This window comes from Bradyrhizobium ganzhouense (genome assembly GCF_049949285.1).
Taxonomy (GTDB): Bacteria; Pseudomonadota; Alphaproteobacteria; order Rhizobiales; family Xanthobacteraceae; genus Bradyrhizobium; species Bradyrhizobium ganzhouense.
In genome coordinates this window covers 7,364,549-7,379,629 of record NZ_CP181318.1, presented here as the reverse complement: position 1 = coordinate 7,379,629, position 15,081 = coordinate 7,364,549, and the positions used below count along the sequence as shown (strand labels likewise).

General features: G+C 64.6%; 14 protein-coding genes. 7 read left to right on the top strand and 7 right to left on the bottom strand.

The window, feature by feature from the left end; all coding sequences use genetic code 11:
• Positions 1-84: 84 nt before the first annotated feature.
• Both ACLFLU_RS34310 and ACLFLU_RS34305 read left to right on the top strand, forming a co-directional pair.
• On the top strand, positions 85-792 hold the full coding sequence (locus ACLFLU_RS34310; protein WP_426409120.1) for a CoA transferase subunit A: 708 nt from the start codon (positions 85-87) through the stop codon (positions 790-792).
• A 68-nt stretch (positions 793-860) separates the two neighbouring features.
• A complete protein-coding gene (locus ACLFLU_RS34305; protein ID WP_212298191.1) occupies positions 861-1,511 on the top strand; it encodes a CoA transferase subunit B in 651 nt (216 codons plus the stop codon).
• Positions 1,512-1,726: 215 nt separating this feature from the next.
• Here the strand turns inward: ACLFLU_RS34305 and ACLFLU_RS34300 are convergent, their stop codons facing one another.
• Positions 1,727-2,599, bottom strand: coding sequence for an SUMF1/EgtB/PvdO family nonheme iron enzyme (locus ACLFLU_RS34300; protein WP_426409119.1), 873 nt, complete (start codon positions 2,597-2,599; stop codon positions 1,727-1,729).
• A 53-nt stretch (positions 2,600-2,652) separates the two neighbouring features.
• Entirely contained in the window at positions 2,653-3,750 is a 1,098-nt protein-coding gene (nirK, locus tag ACLFLU_RS34295) for a copper-containing nitrite reductase (RefSeq protein WP_426409118.1), read from the bottom strand.
• Positions 3,751-4,001: 251 nt separating this feature from the next.
• Here nirK and hemN point away from each other — a divergent pair, with 251 nt between their 5' ends.
• A complete protein-coding gene (gene hemN / locus ACLFLU_RS34290; RefSeq protein WP_426409117.1) occupies positions 4,002-5,354 on the top strand; it encodes an oxygen-independent coproporphyrinogen III oxidase in 1,353 nt (450 codons plus the stop codon).
• Positions 5,355-5,427: 73 nt separating this feature from the next.
• Positions 5,428-5,625: a DUF1858 domain-containing protein gene (locus ACLFLU_RS34285; protein WP_426409116.1), complete on the top strand. Its 198-nt coding sequence runs from the start codon at positions 5,428-5,430 to the stop codon at positions 5,623-5,625.
• A gap of 85 nt (positions 5,626-5,710) precedes the next feature.
• Here the strand turns inward: ACLFLU_RS34285 and ACLFLU_RS34280 are convergent, their stop codons facing one another.
• Positions 5,711-6,421 (bottom strand): Crp/Fnr family transcriptional regulator, encoded by a 711-nt coding sequence (locus ACLFLU_RS34280; protein ID WP_426409115.1) that lies wholly within the window; start codon positions 6,419-6,421, stop codon positions 5,711-5,713.
• A 140-nt stretch (positions 6,422-6,561) separates the two neighbouring features.
• Between ACLFLU_RS34280 and ACLFLU_RS34275 the strand changes: the two genes are divergently transcribed.
• On the top strand, positions 6,562-7,773 hold the full coding sequence (locus ACLFLU_RS34275; RefSeq protein WP_426409114.1) for an NnrS family protein: 1,212 nt from the start codon (positions 6,562-6,564) through the stop codon (positions 7,771-7,773).
• 3 nt (positions 7,774-7,776) lie between these two features.
• On the opposite strand, the gene ACLFLU_RS34270 is transcribed toward ACLFLU_RS34275, so the two are convergent.
• Positions 7,777-8,814: an AraC family transcriptional regulator gene (locus ACLFLU_RS34270; RefSeq protein WP_426409113.1), complete on the bottom strand. Its 1,038-nt coding sequence runs from the start codon at positions 8,812-8,814 to the stop codon at positions 7,777-7,779.
• 201 nt (positions 8,815-9,015) lie between these two features.
• On the opposite strand from ACLFLU_RS34270, the gene ACLFLU_RS34265 reads away from it, so the two are divergent.
• On the top strand, positions 9,016-9,636 hold the full coding sequence (locus tag ACLFLU_RS34265; protein WP_426409112.1) for a response regulator transcription factor: 621 nt from the start codon (positions 9,016-9,018) through the stop codon (positions 9,634-9,636).
• A gap of 187 nt (positions 9,637-9,823) precedes the next feature.
• Entirely contained in the window at positions 9,824-11,509 is a 1,686-nt protein-coding gene (locus ACLFLU_RS34260) for a mucoidy inhibitor MuiA family protein (RefSeq protein WP_426409111.1), read from the top strand.
• A 181-nt stretch (positions 11,510-11,690) separates the two neighbouring features.
• Here the strand turns inward: ACLFLU_RS34260 and ACLFLU_RS34255 are convergent, their stop codons facing one another.
• The 3 genes from ACLFLU_RS34255 to ACLFLU_RS34245 all read right to left on the bottom strand — a co-directional run bounded on the left by ACLFLU_RS34255 (position 11,691) and on the right by ACLFLU_RS34245 (position 15,034).
• Entirely contained in the window at positions 11,691-13,046 is a 1,356-nt protein-coding gene (locus ACLFLU_RS34255; protein ID WP_426409110.1) for an esterase-like activity of phytase family protein, read from the bottom strand.
• Positions 13,047-13,182: 136 nt separating this feature from the next.
• Positions 13,183-14,025, bottom strand: a complete 843-nt coding sequence (locus ACLFLU_RS34250; protein ID WP_354082569.1) for a carbohydrate ABC transporter permease — start codon at positions 14,023-14,025, stop codon at positions 13,183-13,185.
• 52 nt (positions 14,026-14,077) lie between these two features.
• Positions 14,078-15,034 carry a carbohydrate ABC transporter permease gene (locus ACLFLU_RS34245; RefSeq protein ID WP_426409109.1) on the bottom strand — a complete coding sequence of 319 codons (957 nt, stop codon included), beginning with the start codon at positions 15,032-15,034 and terminating at the stop codon, positions 14,078-14,080.
• Positions 15,035-15,081 lie beyond the last annotated feature (47 nt).

The window sequence follows — 15,081 nt, the reverse complement described above, 5'->3', positions numbered from 1 at the left end:
CGGCTTCGGACGATTTCGCCTAATAATCGCCGCCAATAAGGGCGCGACGCCTGCAGGCCGCAGCTTCAGTCGAGGGTTTTTTGCATGAACAAGGTCTATCCCGACGCCAAATCGGCTCTTGAGGGCGTTCTCAAGGACAACATGATGATCATGTCGGGTGGCTTCGGCCTCTGCGGCATCGCCGAGGCGCTGTCGGACGCGATCCGCGACTCCGGCGTCAAGGGTCTGACCGTTGTCTCGAACAATGCCGGCGTCGACGGCATCGGGCTCTCGCGCCTGCTGGAAACCCGCCAGATCAAGAAGATGATTTCGTCCTATGTCGGCGAGAACAAGCTGTTCGCCCAGCAATTCCTCGCCGGCGAGCTGGAACTCGAATTCAATCCGCAGGGCACGCTGGCCGAGCGCATCCGCGCCGGCGGCGCCGGCATCCCGGCCTTCTACACCAAGACCGGCGTCGGCACGCTAATCGCCGAAGGCAAGGAAGTGAAGGAGTTCGACGGCGAGAAGTATCTGATGGAGCGCGGCCTGTTCGCCGACCTCGCCATCGTGCACGCCTGGAAGGGTGATACCGCCGGCAACCTGATTTACCGCAAGACCGCGCGCAATTTTAACCCGATGATGGCGACCGCCGCCAAGATCACGGTGGCCGAGGTCGAGCATCTGGTTCCGGCGGGCGAACTCAATCCCGACCACATCCACACGCCCGGCATCTTCGTGAAGCGCATCGTCGAGGTCGGCACGGCCAACAAGCGCATCGAATTCCGCAACACCCGCCCGCGCACCAGCGCATGATCCGGAAAAGTGGAAGCCGGTTTTCCGATCAGATCATGCGCCACTAAAGAATCGACAGGAGCACAAAGATGGCCTGGACCCGTGAACAAATGGCTGCGCGCGCCGCGAAGGAATTGCGCGACGGCTACTACGTCAATCTCGGCATCGGCATCCCGACGCTGGTCTCGAACTACATCCCTGACGGTGTCGACGTCAGCCTCCAGAGCGAGAACGGCATGCTCGGCATGGGCCCGTTCCCCTATGAGGGCGAAGAGGACGCCGATCTGATCAATGCCGGCAAGCAGACCGTGAGCGAGCTGCCGTCGACCTCCTATTTCTCCAGCGCGGATTCCTTCGGCATGATCCGCGGCGGCCACATGGATCTGTCGATCCTCGGCGCCATGCAGGTGGCCCAGAACGGCGATCTCGCCAACTGGATGATCCCCGGCAAGATGGTCAAGGGCATGGGCGGCGCGATGGACCTCGTCGCCGGCGTCAAGCGCGTCGTCGTGGTGATGGAGCATTCCGCCAAGGACGGCGCCAAGCTGCTGAAAAAGTGCAATCTGCCGCTGACCGGCGAGCGCGTGGTCGACATGGTCGTCACCGATCTCGCCGTGTTCACCATCGACAAGCACGGTGACGGCGGCATGGCGCTGATCGAACTCGCCGACGGCGTCACGCTCGACGAGGTCAAGGCCAAGACCGAAGCCGAATTCCGCGTCGCGCTGAAGAACACGTAGGGCAACGATCGCGAACGATTAGGAATGGCCGGGCTTCGTCCCGGCCATTTTTGTTTGTGTGGGACGCGCTGCCTCTAAACCGTCATTGCGAGGAGCTCTTGCGACGAAGCAATCCAGGCTGCCTCCGCGGAGGGACTCTGGATCGCGTCGCTTCGCTCGCAATGACCGAGGATGAGGCGCGGCTGCGGCCCTTCCAGTTCACGCGCGAGATTCGGCTATGACCGCGCCGCCCACACCCACCTTGCCGATACGCTCGCCACCCACGACCGCTCCTCACGCACGAGGCGGAAGCCGAGATTGGCAGGTGGCACGCCTTGCGCGCAGCCGCCGGCGCGGGCGTCGCGGATGAAGTCGGTGACATAGGCGCGGTGCGCGCCCTCGGCGACGCGCACGCCGCAATTGACCGTCGGGCGGCCGGCCTTGCCGGCTTCGTCGACCCGCGAACGCACGAAGCAGGTCGAGGTCCACTCCCAGACATTGCCGGCGAGATCGGACACGCCACGCTCGTTCAGGCCGAACTTGCCGAACGGATAGGCCGTGGTGTCGGAGAGGTCGCGTTCGGATTCGCGCTCGTAGCGGCTGATCCAGCGTTTGGCGGGATCGCCTGCGTCGACCGGCGCGCCGTCATCCCTGAACTTCGAGCCCGCCGCAAAGGCCCATTCCGCATCGCTCGGCAGGCGGTAATGGTGGCCGGTCGTGCGCGACAGCCAGCTGGCATAGGCCTGTGCATCGTGCCAGCTCACCTGCACCGCGGGGCGGTCGGGCGCGATCACCACGCCACGATCAAGCGCGTGGCATTCGCCGTCCTGCACGCAAAGCTGGTAGTCGGCGGAGGAGACCTGCTCGCGCATGATGTGAAGCGGCCGCGTGAATTGCAGTGTGCGCAGCGGCGCCTCGGCCTGCTGCCCGGCGCGCGTGAAATCGCCAGCTTCGCGATAGGCGAAGCTGCCCCGCGCGATCTCGACGATCGCAGGCTCGTCTTGCGTGCCGCGCGTCGTCATCTCCGAGACCAGGGGCGCAACAGCCAGCGGTCCGGCGAAGCCGGCCGCACAGGCGAGGAGCAACTTGAGCTTGAATGCAAACAGCATGGTGATTCCCCCGAAAGAAGAAGGGGCCGGCGTTGGCCGGCCCCTTGTCGCATCTAGTTGGTATTGGGAGCCGGTATCTCCGCAGGCGCCTTCACCTGGGTCATCAGATCGTCGTCCCACTTGCCTTCGACCTTGAAGTGCGCGGTGGCGCCAAGATCGGCGGCCTCGATCAGATTGTGCGTGACATAGGCGTAGATGCCGGGCTGCAGGAACTTGTACATCGCTGCCCCCGCCGAGCCGCCGCGGATGAACCAGGTTTCGAGTCCGGTCTCCGGAGGGTTGGAGAACTTGCCGGTCTCCCAGACATAGTCGCCATGGCCGCCGATCAAATGCGGACGGCTGTCGCGGTTGGCCTGCGAATGCACGATCAGCACGGTCTCGCCGACCTTGGCCGTCAGCGCGTTCTTGCCGGTGAGCGCGCCGACCTTGCCGTTGAACACGACGTGCGAGGGGATCAGCTTCTTCATCACCTCTTCGGTGTCGGTGAAGGCCTCGCCCGGCGAGTCGTAGGACTTGAAATTGCCCTTCTCGTCGCGGGGCACGTACATGTCCTGCTCGCCGACATAGTAGACCTTGTCGTATTTCAGCGCGTGGCCCTTGCCGTCGTTCAGTCCGTCGCGCGGCAGCACCATCACGGCGCCGTTCATGCCGGAGACGACGTGCCAGGGGATCATCGGGCCGCCCGGCGCGCAGTGATAGACGAACACGCCGGTCCGCGTTGCCTTCCAGCGTAGCACGACCTGTTCGCCGGGATTGACCAGCGTCAGCTCGGCGCCGCCGAGTGCGCCGGTCGCGGAGTGGAAGTCGATGTTGTGCGGCATGGTATTGGTCGCGGGATTGACCAGCGTCACTTCGACATAGTCGCCTTCGTGCACGACCATCAGCGGGCCGGGCATCGAGCCGTTGAAAGTCATCGCCTGAAAGGTGGTGCCCTTGTCGTCGATGACGACCTTTTTCTCTTCGATCGTGAGCTTGAACTCCATGATCTTGGGGCCCTGTGTCGTGGCCTGCTCGTGCGCATGCACGAAGGGCGGGGCGACCAGCTCGACCTTCTGCCGCGGCAGCTTGAGATCGCCGGCAGCGAAGGCGGGTGTCGCGAGCATCAGGGCGCTCGCGGCGGCGCCGATCAATGCGGCTCTGCGGGTGAACATCGTAAAGCATCCTTCATGTGAAAGGGTTTTGATGACGGATGCAGTGTGCGCCCGTTGCGGCAAGAGTGTTTGCGCTGCGACAAGGTTCTGCCGGATTCGCCTCCGGTAAAATCCTTAAGAGGTGTGCCGAAGTGCGGCACGGCGCTCGGACTTTGAGCGAGCGCAAGGTCCTGGGTTCGAAAGCGGGTAATCCAGTGCCATCCGGCGCTTGCCGTAACCGCAAGCCGCATCAATTTACGAATGAGCAAGATATGAGGACTGACCTCGCAGCGAGCTACGGCGAAGAGAGATTGCCGCGTTACACGAGCTATCCGACCGCGCCGCACTTCTCGCCGGTGATCGGTGCCGACACCTACGCACGCTGGTTGTCCGAGCTTTCCTCGAACGCCAGTGCATCGCTTTATTTGCACGTACCGTTCTGTCGCGAGATGTGCTGGTATTGCGGCTGCCATACCCAGATCGTCCGCCGCGACGGTCTGATCGCGGCTTATCAACGCACGCTGCTCAGCGAGATTGCGCAGGTCGTGGACACGATCGGCCGCCGCATCAAGGTCGAGCACATCCATTTCGGCGGAGGCACGCCGACAATCATGGCTCCGGACGCCTTTGCCGAGTTGATGGCGGTGATGCGTCACGCGTTCTTCGTGCTGCCCTCGGCCGAGATCGCGGTCGAAATCGACCCGCGCACGCTGACCGCCGAGATGGTGGAGGCCATGCGGCTCGCCGGCGTCAATCGCGCGAGCCTCGGCGTTCAAAGCTTCGATCCCGTCGTGCAACGCGCGATCAACCGCGTGCAGAGCTTTGAACAGACCGCCTCCGTCGTCGACATGCTCCAGTGCGCCGGCATCAAGGGGATCAATTTCGATCTGATCTACGGCCTGCCGCACCAGACCATCGTGTCCTGCCTGGATACGGTGCGACGTTCGCTGGAACTCGCACCGGCCCGGTTCTCGGTGTTCGGCTATGCGCATGTGCCTGAATTCAAGAAGCACCAGCGCATGATCAATGAGGATCATCTGCCCGACGGCCTTGCGCGTCATGACCAGGCCTGCGCCATCGCCAATGCGCTGACGGAGGCCGGCTATGTGCAGATCGGGCTCGACCATTTCGCGCGCCCCGACGACGCCATGGCGGTCGCGTTCGAGCAGGGGACGCTACGGCGCAATTTCCAGGGCTACACCACCGACCAGGGCGAGGTCCTGCTCGGCTTCGGCGCCAGCGCGATCGGACATCTGCCGCAGGGCTATGTCCAGAACGCGGTGCAGATCGGTGCTTATGCGCAGGGCATCGCGGATGGCCGCCTCGCCACCGCGAAGGGCTATGGGCTCACCGATGACGACCGGCTGCGTGCCGACATCATCGAGCGCATCATGTGCGAGTTCGGCGCCGATCTCGGCGACATCTGCGCGCGTCATGGCGCAGAGCCGGAGGTGATGCTCAGGTCTGCGTCGCGGCTGAAGCCGCTGATTTCAGACGGTGTGGTGAGGCTGGACGGCGATCGCCTCGCGGTCGCGAGCGACTCGCGCTTCCTCGTCCGCAGCGTTGCAGCCGCGTTCGATGCGCATCTGGATCCGGGCAAGCAGTTGCACAGCCGGGCGGTGTAGTGGCCGTCAGCTTGCGCTTCCACAAAGAAACTCAGCCCCGCTCCGCTATCGTCAGTTCGGAACGGAGTTGTCCATGCCCTTCCGATCCGACGATCTGGTCGATGACATCATGCGTACGGCGCCGCACACGATCCGCGTGTTCCTCGCCTTCAGGATGGCCTGTGTCGGCTGTCCGATCGCGACCTTCCACACCGTGGACGACGCCTGCCGCGAGCACGGCATCGACCGCGACAAATTCTTGGCCGCGCTGAGCCAATGCGTGCCGGCATGACGTGAATTGGAGTCTGCGCGGGGTGCGCGGAGTCCCGGGTGAGGGCGAGCTTTCGCCGTAAGCGAGAGCACCCTCACCCCTATCGTCACGTCATGCCGCTGTCCGGGTTGCGCTCTGCCAGCACGACGATCCTGTGCGGATCGCGCAGGATGATGCGCTGGCGGCCACTCTCGACAAGGCCCTGGCTCTCCCAGCCGCTGAGGATGCGGCTCACCGTGTGCAGCGTTGTGCCGGTCATCTGCGCGATGTCCTGGCGGCTGATCGGGAAGTCGATCTCGATGCCGTGGTCGAGCTTTTTGCCGGACTGGCTGGCGAGCCGCAGCAGCGCATGCGCGACGCGCTGCTCGACCTGCTGGGTCGACATTTCCAGGATGCGGGTGTGGCTCTCCTGCAGCCGCTTGCCGACGGTCTGCATCGTGTTGGCGGCAAGCGCGGGAAACCGCGCGATCAGCCGCGGCCAGGCCGAATTCGGCCAGATCAGCACGACGCTGTCGTCGACCGCCATCGCGGTCGCCGGATACTGCGCGGCGCCAATCGCCATCGCGAGCCCGAAGGTTTCGCCGGGCGCGACATAGCGCACCACGATCTGCTCGCCGGTCGGCGTGGTCTTGGCGGCGCGGACATGGCCGTGCAGCAGCAGGAAGAAGGACTGTGCGTCCGCGCCTTGCTCGAAAATGGCGGTGTTCCTGGGATAGCGCGCCGAGCGGGCCTCGCGCAGGATCTCGTCGAGATCCTCCGGTTTGACGCCGGCAAACAGCGGCAAATGCGCAACCAGCGATGTGTCGACCTTGACCATTCTGCCTCCTTGGCGCTCGGGAGTGTGATGGCACCTGCAATCGTCCGATAGTTTGCGATAGCGCAAAACGTGCCGGCCGGACGGCAGTATTTTTCCAAATAAGGATCCAAGTGACGGTCCGAATTCACAGGAGTTGCCCCATGGCAGGCGCCCGATCCCGTAATTTTCAGGGCTGGCCGCTGTTTGCGAACAGCTTTCGGCCCTTTTTCTTGCTCGCCGCGATCCAGGCGGGGCTGTCGATCCTGGTCTGGCTGCCGATGTTCTATGGTGAGCTGTCGGTGACGTCCGCCTTCGCGCCACGGGACTGGCATGTCCACGAGATGCTGTATGGCTTTCTGCCGGCGGTCATCACCGGGTTCCTGTTCACGGCGATCCCGAACTGGACCGGACGGCTGCCGATCCAGGGCACGTCGCTGGGCGCGCTGCTGGTGGTCTGGCTCACCGGGCGCGCCGCGGTGGTTCTGTCCGCCGAGATCGGCTGGGCGTTCGCGCTTGTCGTCGATGCCGCCTTTCTGGCGCTGGTCGTTGCGGCCGCAACGCGCGAGATCATCGCCGGCGGCAATTGGCGCAATCTGCCGGTCGTGGTGCTCGTGCTGGTGCTGCTTGCCGGCAATGTCGCCTTCCATCTCGAAGCGCATGTCGAAGGTGCAGCCGATGTCAGCATTCGCGTCGGGATCGGCGTGGTCGTGCTGCTGATTTCGCTGATCGGCGGCCGCATCATCCCGAGCTTCACCCGCAATTGGCTGGTCAAGTTCAACCCCGGCCGCCTGCCGGTGCCGTTCGGACGGTTCGACGGCGTGGTGATCGGGCTGAGCGCGCTGGCGCTTGTCGCGTGGATCGTGGCGCCGCTCAATTGGGTCACCGGTGTTGCGATGGCACTTGTCGGCACGTTGCACCTGGTGCGGCTCGCGCGCTGGGCCGGTGATCGCACCACGCGCGAACGGCTGCTGCTGATCCTGCATGTCGGCTACGTCTTCGTACCTCTCGGCTTCCTCCTGAACGCCTTGGCCGGCTTCGGTGCGCTGCCGCCGAGTGCGGGCATTCATGCCTGGATGACGGGCGCGGCCGGAATCATGACGCTCGCGGTGATGACGCGCGCGAGCCTCGGCCATACCGGGCAGGCGCTGACTGCGTCACTGGCGACGCAAGCCATCTACGTCGCGATCGTCCTCGCGGCACTGGCGCGGGTCGCTGCCGTGGTGTTGCCCGCGCAGAGCGATGTGCAGCTGCACACCGCCGCGTGCGGCTGGATCGTCGCGTTTCTCGGCTTTGCAGCTGCGTTCGGACCGCTGCTCGCCGGCAATCCACGGCGCGCACTCGCCATTATGGGTGTGGCCGTCCCGGCGCGCTGAACCCTAAGCGGCTGATGCCGACGCGACGCCGACGGGCTTGCCCAGCGGCCGCACGCCCTTGCGCCAGTCGGTGATGGTGCAGCCGAAGCGGCCGCGGAACCATCGGGCCATGGCGCTCTGCGCTGAGAAGCCGAGCTGCGCGGCGACGTCCGCCAGCGGCCGGCCAGGGTCCTCGATCAGATGGATCACGAGATCGGCGCGCTGCGCATCCAGAATGGCCGAGAAGCTGGTGCCGGCCACGGCGAGATGCCGGTGGATGGTGCGGCGGGTGCAGGCGAGACGCTCGGCCACGCGCTCGACCGTGCAGTCGCCGCTCGCAAGCAGGGTGCGCACGACCTCGTCGACCTTCTCCTCCCAGCTGGCGGGGCGGTTTTCGATCGCCTCGATCCGCTTGCGCAAATAGTTCGCGATCAGCGGATGCGCGCTCGGAATCCGCCGCTCCATGTCGTGCGCTGACAGCAGGATCGCGTCCTCCTCCGCGTTGAAGATCACGCGGCAGCCGTAGAACTCGCGGTAGCGCCTGCGGTCGTGCGGCGGCGGGTAGTGCAGGCGCACCTCCTGCGGCCGCCAGTCACTGCCGAACAGCGAATGGATGATGCGATGGACGCTACCCAGCGCCATATCGATCGACTGGCGCGGCGCCGTCGGCTGCCGCCCGCGCAGATGCAGCGTGACGGTCACGGTCTGCTTGTCCCTGATAACGTCGAGCCTCATGCCGTCGTGATGGACATGGATGAAGCGGGAGAAAGCCTCGATCGCTTCGCCGACGGTCGCCTGTTCGCGCACGATCAGGCCGACCGCGCCGAAATTGGTCAGTCCGCCGCGCTCGGCCAGCCGTAAGCCGAAATCTTCGGCGCCGGACTCCGCTGCCGACAATTCGAGCAGACGACGTAGCGCTGAGACCGCAATGGGTGTGTCGGGCTTGTCGAGGATGGCCAGCGGCAATCTGACCTTGCGCATCATTTGCCTGGGATCGAGCCCGACCGACCGGGCGACCTCCGGGTAACAGCTCAAGCCTGCGCTGCGAATGAGGTCGGTCATGCGACCTGTTCCTGTCAGCCATTCCCGCAGATGTCCCGAAATGTAAAGTTTCTGTCCCGATCCGTCAAATCCGGGAACAGGACGGAACATACATAGCGGAAAGCGAAGCACTGGCGTGAATGCCGTGCTCATGACGGCGGGGCGCGATGGGCCCTCCGGCCGTCACGTGCCATTTGACCAAGACATTACTGGATCGGGATTATGCCGGGAAACATGCTTTCCAAGGGTGAGGTATTCGTCATTGAAACCGATGCCGCCTCCCGCGAACAATTGTCCAACGCGCTCCAGCAGAGTGCTTATGACGTGATCTGTTTCGCAGACGGTGCATCGCTGCTGTCGGAAGCCAAGGCGCGGATGCCGGCCTGCGTGGTGCTGGAGATGCCGCCGGACCGCTCCGCCCTCGACGTGCTCAGGCGCCTGCGCGAAGAAAATTGCATGGCGCCGGTCCTGGTGACCGCGGCGAACGGCAGCATCGCCATGGCGGTCGACGCCATCAAGAGTGGCGCGGCCGATTTCATCGAGAAGCCGTTTCGCACCCACGACGTCGTCGGCCGGATCGATGCTGCGATCGACGAGTCTGCGCAGCCCGATTCGAGCCGGCAGCGCTGGCTGCCCGGTTGCGAGCCTCTGACCGCGCGCGAAGGCGATGTGCTCGCGCATCTCGCTGTCGGCCTGACCAACAAGGAGGTCGCCCGGCGGATGCATCTGAGCGCACGTACGGTGGAAGGCTATCGCGCCAGCATTTTGAAGAAGGCCGGTGCCCGTAACGTGACGGATTTGCTCCGCCGTATCTTCGGCCAGGGTTCGCCCAGTCAGGTCTGAACTCGGCTTGAGACCAGCTCGGGCCGCGGCGCGGTGACGCGTTCTGCGGCCATGGTGCTGCCCCGGCGGCGCCCAACGGAAACCCCAATCGAACCGGTTCCTTCCCTGCCGCGTCTCACTACGATGGCGTGGCATGTTTTCGCAGCGTCCGGCTGGCGGCGCGGCGATATCGGCAGGGAGAAGTTTGATGCGCACGATCGCAAGATGTCTGGCGACGACGAGCCTGGTCCTGGTGACCGCGGCGCTCGCCTCGTCCTCATGGGCCGCCGATGTGGACGCCACATCGGCCATCGACACCGTCACCGTTTACCCCGATGGCGCGACCGTCACCCGCGTGATCGCGATCGACCTCGCCTCCGGCGACAGCACGCTGGTCGCCAAGGATTTTCCGCTCTCGCTCGACCCATCCTCGCTCCGCGTCGAGGGTGAGGCGGGCGCGAAGCTCACCATCGGAACCATTGATGCACGGCCGCCACGCGCGGCGCCGCCGGTCAATCTGCCCGAGCTCGACAAGCGCATCGAGGCGCTCAAGGACGAGCGCGCCGACCTGCAAGGCGCGATCGATGCGGCGGCCGCCCGGCGCAAATTCGCACAACGCTTTGCCGAAGCCTCTCCCGCCGGCCTCGGCGAGAAGGGCGAGGCGCGCCCGATCACCGAGTGGCGTGCGGCCTTCACCGCCGTGGCCGAGGAGGTCGCGGCCGCTGAAACGGCGATCCGTGATGCCGCGCGAAAACAGCGCGAGATCGATCGCCAGATCGCGCAACTCGAAGCCGACCGAGCCGCCAAGCCGCCGAGCAAGCTCGAGGTACGCATCGATGTCGCCTCAACGGCCGCGACAAAGGCAACGCTGCGCGTCACGTACGCCGTGCGCAATGCGCGCTGGCTGCCGCTCTATGACGCCCGGCTCGACACCGGTTCGAAGGACCGCAAGCCGCAGTTAGAGCTGGTCCGCCGCGCCGAGGTCACGCAATCGACCGGCGAGGACTGGTCGAACGTCACGCTCGGCGTTTCCACCGTCCGTATCGCCCGTGGCGGCAGCGCGCCGGAGCTGGGCTCGCTGGTGGCGCAATATCCGCAGCTGCCGAAGCCGCGCGCGCTGGGCTCGGTCGCGGATACCACCATGCCGGCGCCTGCGGCGGCGCCGATGCTGCGAAAGATGGAGGCGGCAAGGAGCAGAGAGGAATTTGATCTGCCGGCCCAGCGCGCCGACGAGCAGCAAGCGGCTGCCGAGATCGGCGACTTCCAGGCCACCTTCAAAATTCCCGGCCGCGTCAGCCTCGGCGCCGCCGAGGGTGCCAAGAGCCTGCGCATCGCCTCGATGAGTGTGCCTGCCGATCTCGCGGTGCGCGCCGCGCCGGTGCTGGACCCGACCGCCTTCCTCGAAGCCAGCTTCAAGCAGACCGACGATACGACGTTGCTGCCGGGCAAGGTCGCGATCTACCGTGACGGCGTTTTCGTCGGTCGCGGCAAGCTCTCGGCCTCGGCCAAGGACGATGTCGTGCGGCTCGGCTTCGGCGCCGACGACAAGGTCAAGGTTGAGCGCGCCGTGCTCAAGCGCAATGAGGGCTCAGCTGGTCTGCTCGTCACGACGTCGAAGACCGACGAGCGTGCGTTCAAGACCACCGTCCGCAATGGTCACGATTTCCCGATTCATGTCGCGATCGAGGATCAGCTGCCGGTCAGCGAGAACGAGGAGATCGTCGTCGAGATGCTGCCCGCGACCACGCCGCCCACGGCAAAAGACATCCGTGACAAGCGCGGCGTGCTGGAATGGTCGTTCGACGCCAAGCCCGGCGAGGCCCGGGACATCAACTTCGCCTGGCGCGCCCGCTGGCCGAAGGACAAGAGCATGGTGATCGTGCCGTCCGGCTAGTTTTCGCCGCCGGTCGCGCTTTCTTACCTCGCCCCGCTTGCGGGGAGAGGTCGGATTGCATCGAACATGCAATCCGGGTGAGGGGGTACAGGTCCCTCGACAGTCTCACTCGCGGAGAGAGGCCCCTCACCCCAACCCTCTCCCCGTAAGAATGGGGAGAGGGAGAGGAAAGAGCGCTGCCTCACTTCGCCTTCAGGAAATCCGCGACTTCGAGCAAGACGAACTCGTCGTCGTCGGCCTTGTTGGGATCGCGGCTGGACGAGAACGGCAGATTGTTGTCGTTGCCGACGATGATGTGGGTGTCGTCGACCCGATCGACGTTCTCGATGGTGAAGAACGGGAAGGTGTAGACGCCGTCATTGAGCGGCTTGCGCGCCTTCTTGTCGGGATCCTGGATCTTCATGAGGTCGATATAGCCGATCTTGCGCACGGGCTTGCCGACATTGGCGTCGGTGAGCTCAATCTTGTAGACGCGCTTGAACTTGGCGACGTCGGGGAAGCAGTTCTCGCCGCGGGTGCCCTGCGGGCAGGCCTTGTCGGCCGTGCCTTCGCCATTGTCGCGCTCGATGACGAGGCCGGCGCTCGGATCGATCATGTTGAAGTCGCCGATGGCGTTGCCGTTCTGCTCGAACACATACTGCCAGTAGCGGCCGGTGAATTTTTCCGCAGCGACATCGAATTCGAGGATGCGGGACGCTTCCTTGCCGTCGACGCGCTCCCAATCCTTCTTGTCGGCATCCCACAGCGGGCCCTCGAGCAGGCCGTAGAGGAACTTGCCGTCCTTCGACGAGGCAAAGCCTTCAAAACCCTTGGAGCGGCGGAGATTGACGTTGGTGTAGGTCGCGCCCGGCGCGCCCGGGGTCGCCACCGCCCAATGATCGGGCGAGCGCACCGGCTTGCCGTCGGCGATGGTCTCGAACACGGCGAGGATCTTGCCTGATTTGTCGGCCTTCAGGATGTAGGGGCCGAACTCGTCGCCGATCCAGAAGGTGTCGCCGATGATCTGGAAGCCTTCGGTGTCGAAGTCGGAGCCGGTGAGATAGCGCTTCTGGGTGTCCTCATGCACGATGCGGAACGGCACCTTCTTGTCGGGATCGTGCAGGAAGACGGTCCCCTCGCGCTCGATCTTGCCGCTCGCCCAATCCATCTTGTAGTGGTTCAGGTACAGCATTGAGTCCATCGAATTGGCGCGCGCGCCCATGCCGTTGTCGGTGATGACCCAGAAGGTGCCGTCGGGCATCTTCTTGATGCCGGAATGGCCCTGCAGCGGCTGGCCCTTGAACGGCAGCGAAATGCCGGTCGAGCGCTCGAAGGACTTGCCCATCACGGTGCCGAGTGCGTCGACGCGCTTGCCGGTGGTGTATTTGCCGGAGGTCTTGAGATCGGCGGGCGCGTCGGCCGGGGCGTCGATGAAGGTCGCGGCCGGCATCACCACGTGGCCGGCGAGCTTGGCCGGGAATTCTCCTTCACTCTGCGCGAGCGCGGTGCTCGCGGTGAGAATGATCGTTGCGACGGTGCTGAGAAAAGTCGCGCGCATGTGCGTCTCCTGTTAGCGGACGACGCCTTATGCGGATCGCACATTGCAGTTTTGTGAAACCGGGCCAAACGCCGCAGGCCTCTCCGCCTCTCCCCGCTTGCGGCCGTAAGAACGGGGAGCGGGCGAGAGAATGGGGTTACTCCTTCACTGCGCCGGTCAGCGAGGATACGTAATAATCCACGAACAGCGAGTAGAAGATCGCAACCGGCAGCGAGCCGAGCAGCGATCCCGCCATCAGGGCGCCCCATTGGTAGACGTCGCCGGTGACGAGCTCGGTCAGGATCGCGACCGGCACGGTCTTGTTGGCGCCGCTCTGGATGAAGGCGAGCGCGTAGATGAACTCGTTCCAGGACAGCGTGAAGGAGAAGATGCCGGCCGAGATCAGGCCGGGCACCGCGAGCGGCAGTGTGATCCGTCGCAGGATCTGCAGCCGCGTCGCGCCGTCGACCAGCGCGCATTCCTCGAGCTCGTAGGGGATCGACTTGAAGTAGCCGATCAGCAGCCAGGTGCAGAACGGCACCAGGAAGGTCGGATAGACTAGGATCAGCGCCAGCGGCGAGTCGAACAGGCCGAACTGCACCACGACGGTGGCGAGCGGGATGAACAGGATCGACGGCGGCACGAGATAGGCGAGATAGATGCCGAGGCCGACATACGGACTGCCGCGGAAGCGCAGGCGCTCGATCGCATAGGCAGCCAGCGTGCTGGCGATCAGCGACAGCGTGGTCGAACCGATCGCGACCAGCATCGTGGTCCACAGCCAGCGCGGATAGGCGGTGTCGAACAAGAGATGCTTGATGTGCGCCAGCGTCGGCGAGGTGATCCAGAACGGATTGTGCTCCTTGTAGTTCATCAGCTCGGCGTTCGGCTTGAACGACGTGATCGCCATCCAGTAGAACGGAAACAGCAGGATCAGCACGAAGCAGCCGAGCGGCAGATAGATCATCATCAGCCGGCGCAGCCCGGAATCCCAGGCCATGGTGTCGGGTGCAGCTTTTGCGTCGGCGACAGTTGAGGCTTGCGCGACAGCGTCAGTCATTGGCCTCTCCCTGCTGCCATTTGCGGCGTGCCAGGCCGAAATAGGAAAACAGCGTCGCGAACACCAGGAACGGGATCATCGACACGGCGATGGCGGCACCTTCGCCGAGCTCGCCACCGGCGATACCGCGCTGGAACGCGAGCGTCGCCAGCAAATGCGTCGAGTTGCCCGGGCCGCCGCGGGTGATGGCGTAGACCAGCTGGAAGTCAGTGAAGGTGAAGATGATCGAGAAAGTCATGACGATGGCGAGGATCGGCATCATCATCGGGAAGGTGATGTAGCGGAAGCGCTGCCAGGCGCTGGCGCCGTCGAGCATGGCGGCCTCGTAGAGCGAGGGCGAGATGGTCTGCAGGCCTGCCAGCAGCGAGATCGCGACGAAGGGAATGCCGCGCCAGATGTTGGCGGCGATCAAGGAGAACCGCGCCGGCCAGGGCGAGCCGAGGAAGTCGATATTGCTCGTGCGCCAGTGCAGCACGTCGACCAGCAGATAGGAGATGATCGAGAATTGCGGATCGTAGATCCACCAGAACGCCAGTGCCGAGAGCACCGTGGGCACGATCCAGGGCAGCAGGATGATCGCGCGCAGCAGGCTCTTGAACGGAAAATGGTTGTTGAGCAGCAGCGCGAGCCAGAAGCCGAGCGCGAACTTCCCGAAGGTCGCGATTCCCGTGTAGACCACGCTGTAGAACACCGCGTTCCACCACAAGGAATCGGTGAGCAGGTACTGGAAGTTCTCAAGGCCAATGAACTCGCCCTTCCGGCCGATCGTGGTGTCGGTGAAAGCGAGCCAGAGGCCGAGCCCAAGCGGATAGGTCAGGAATACCGCGAGCAGCCCGATCGCCGGCGCGAGGCACATCACGACCAGGAACGGCTTGTAGTCGAACAGGCGCACCAGCCAGTTCGGTTGCCGCTGGACGACGGCGAGAGGGGGAAGTGTGGTCACGGACATCGGGTCGGCGTCCTGTCTGAAATGTCACCACGCCGTCATTGCGAGCG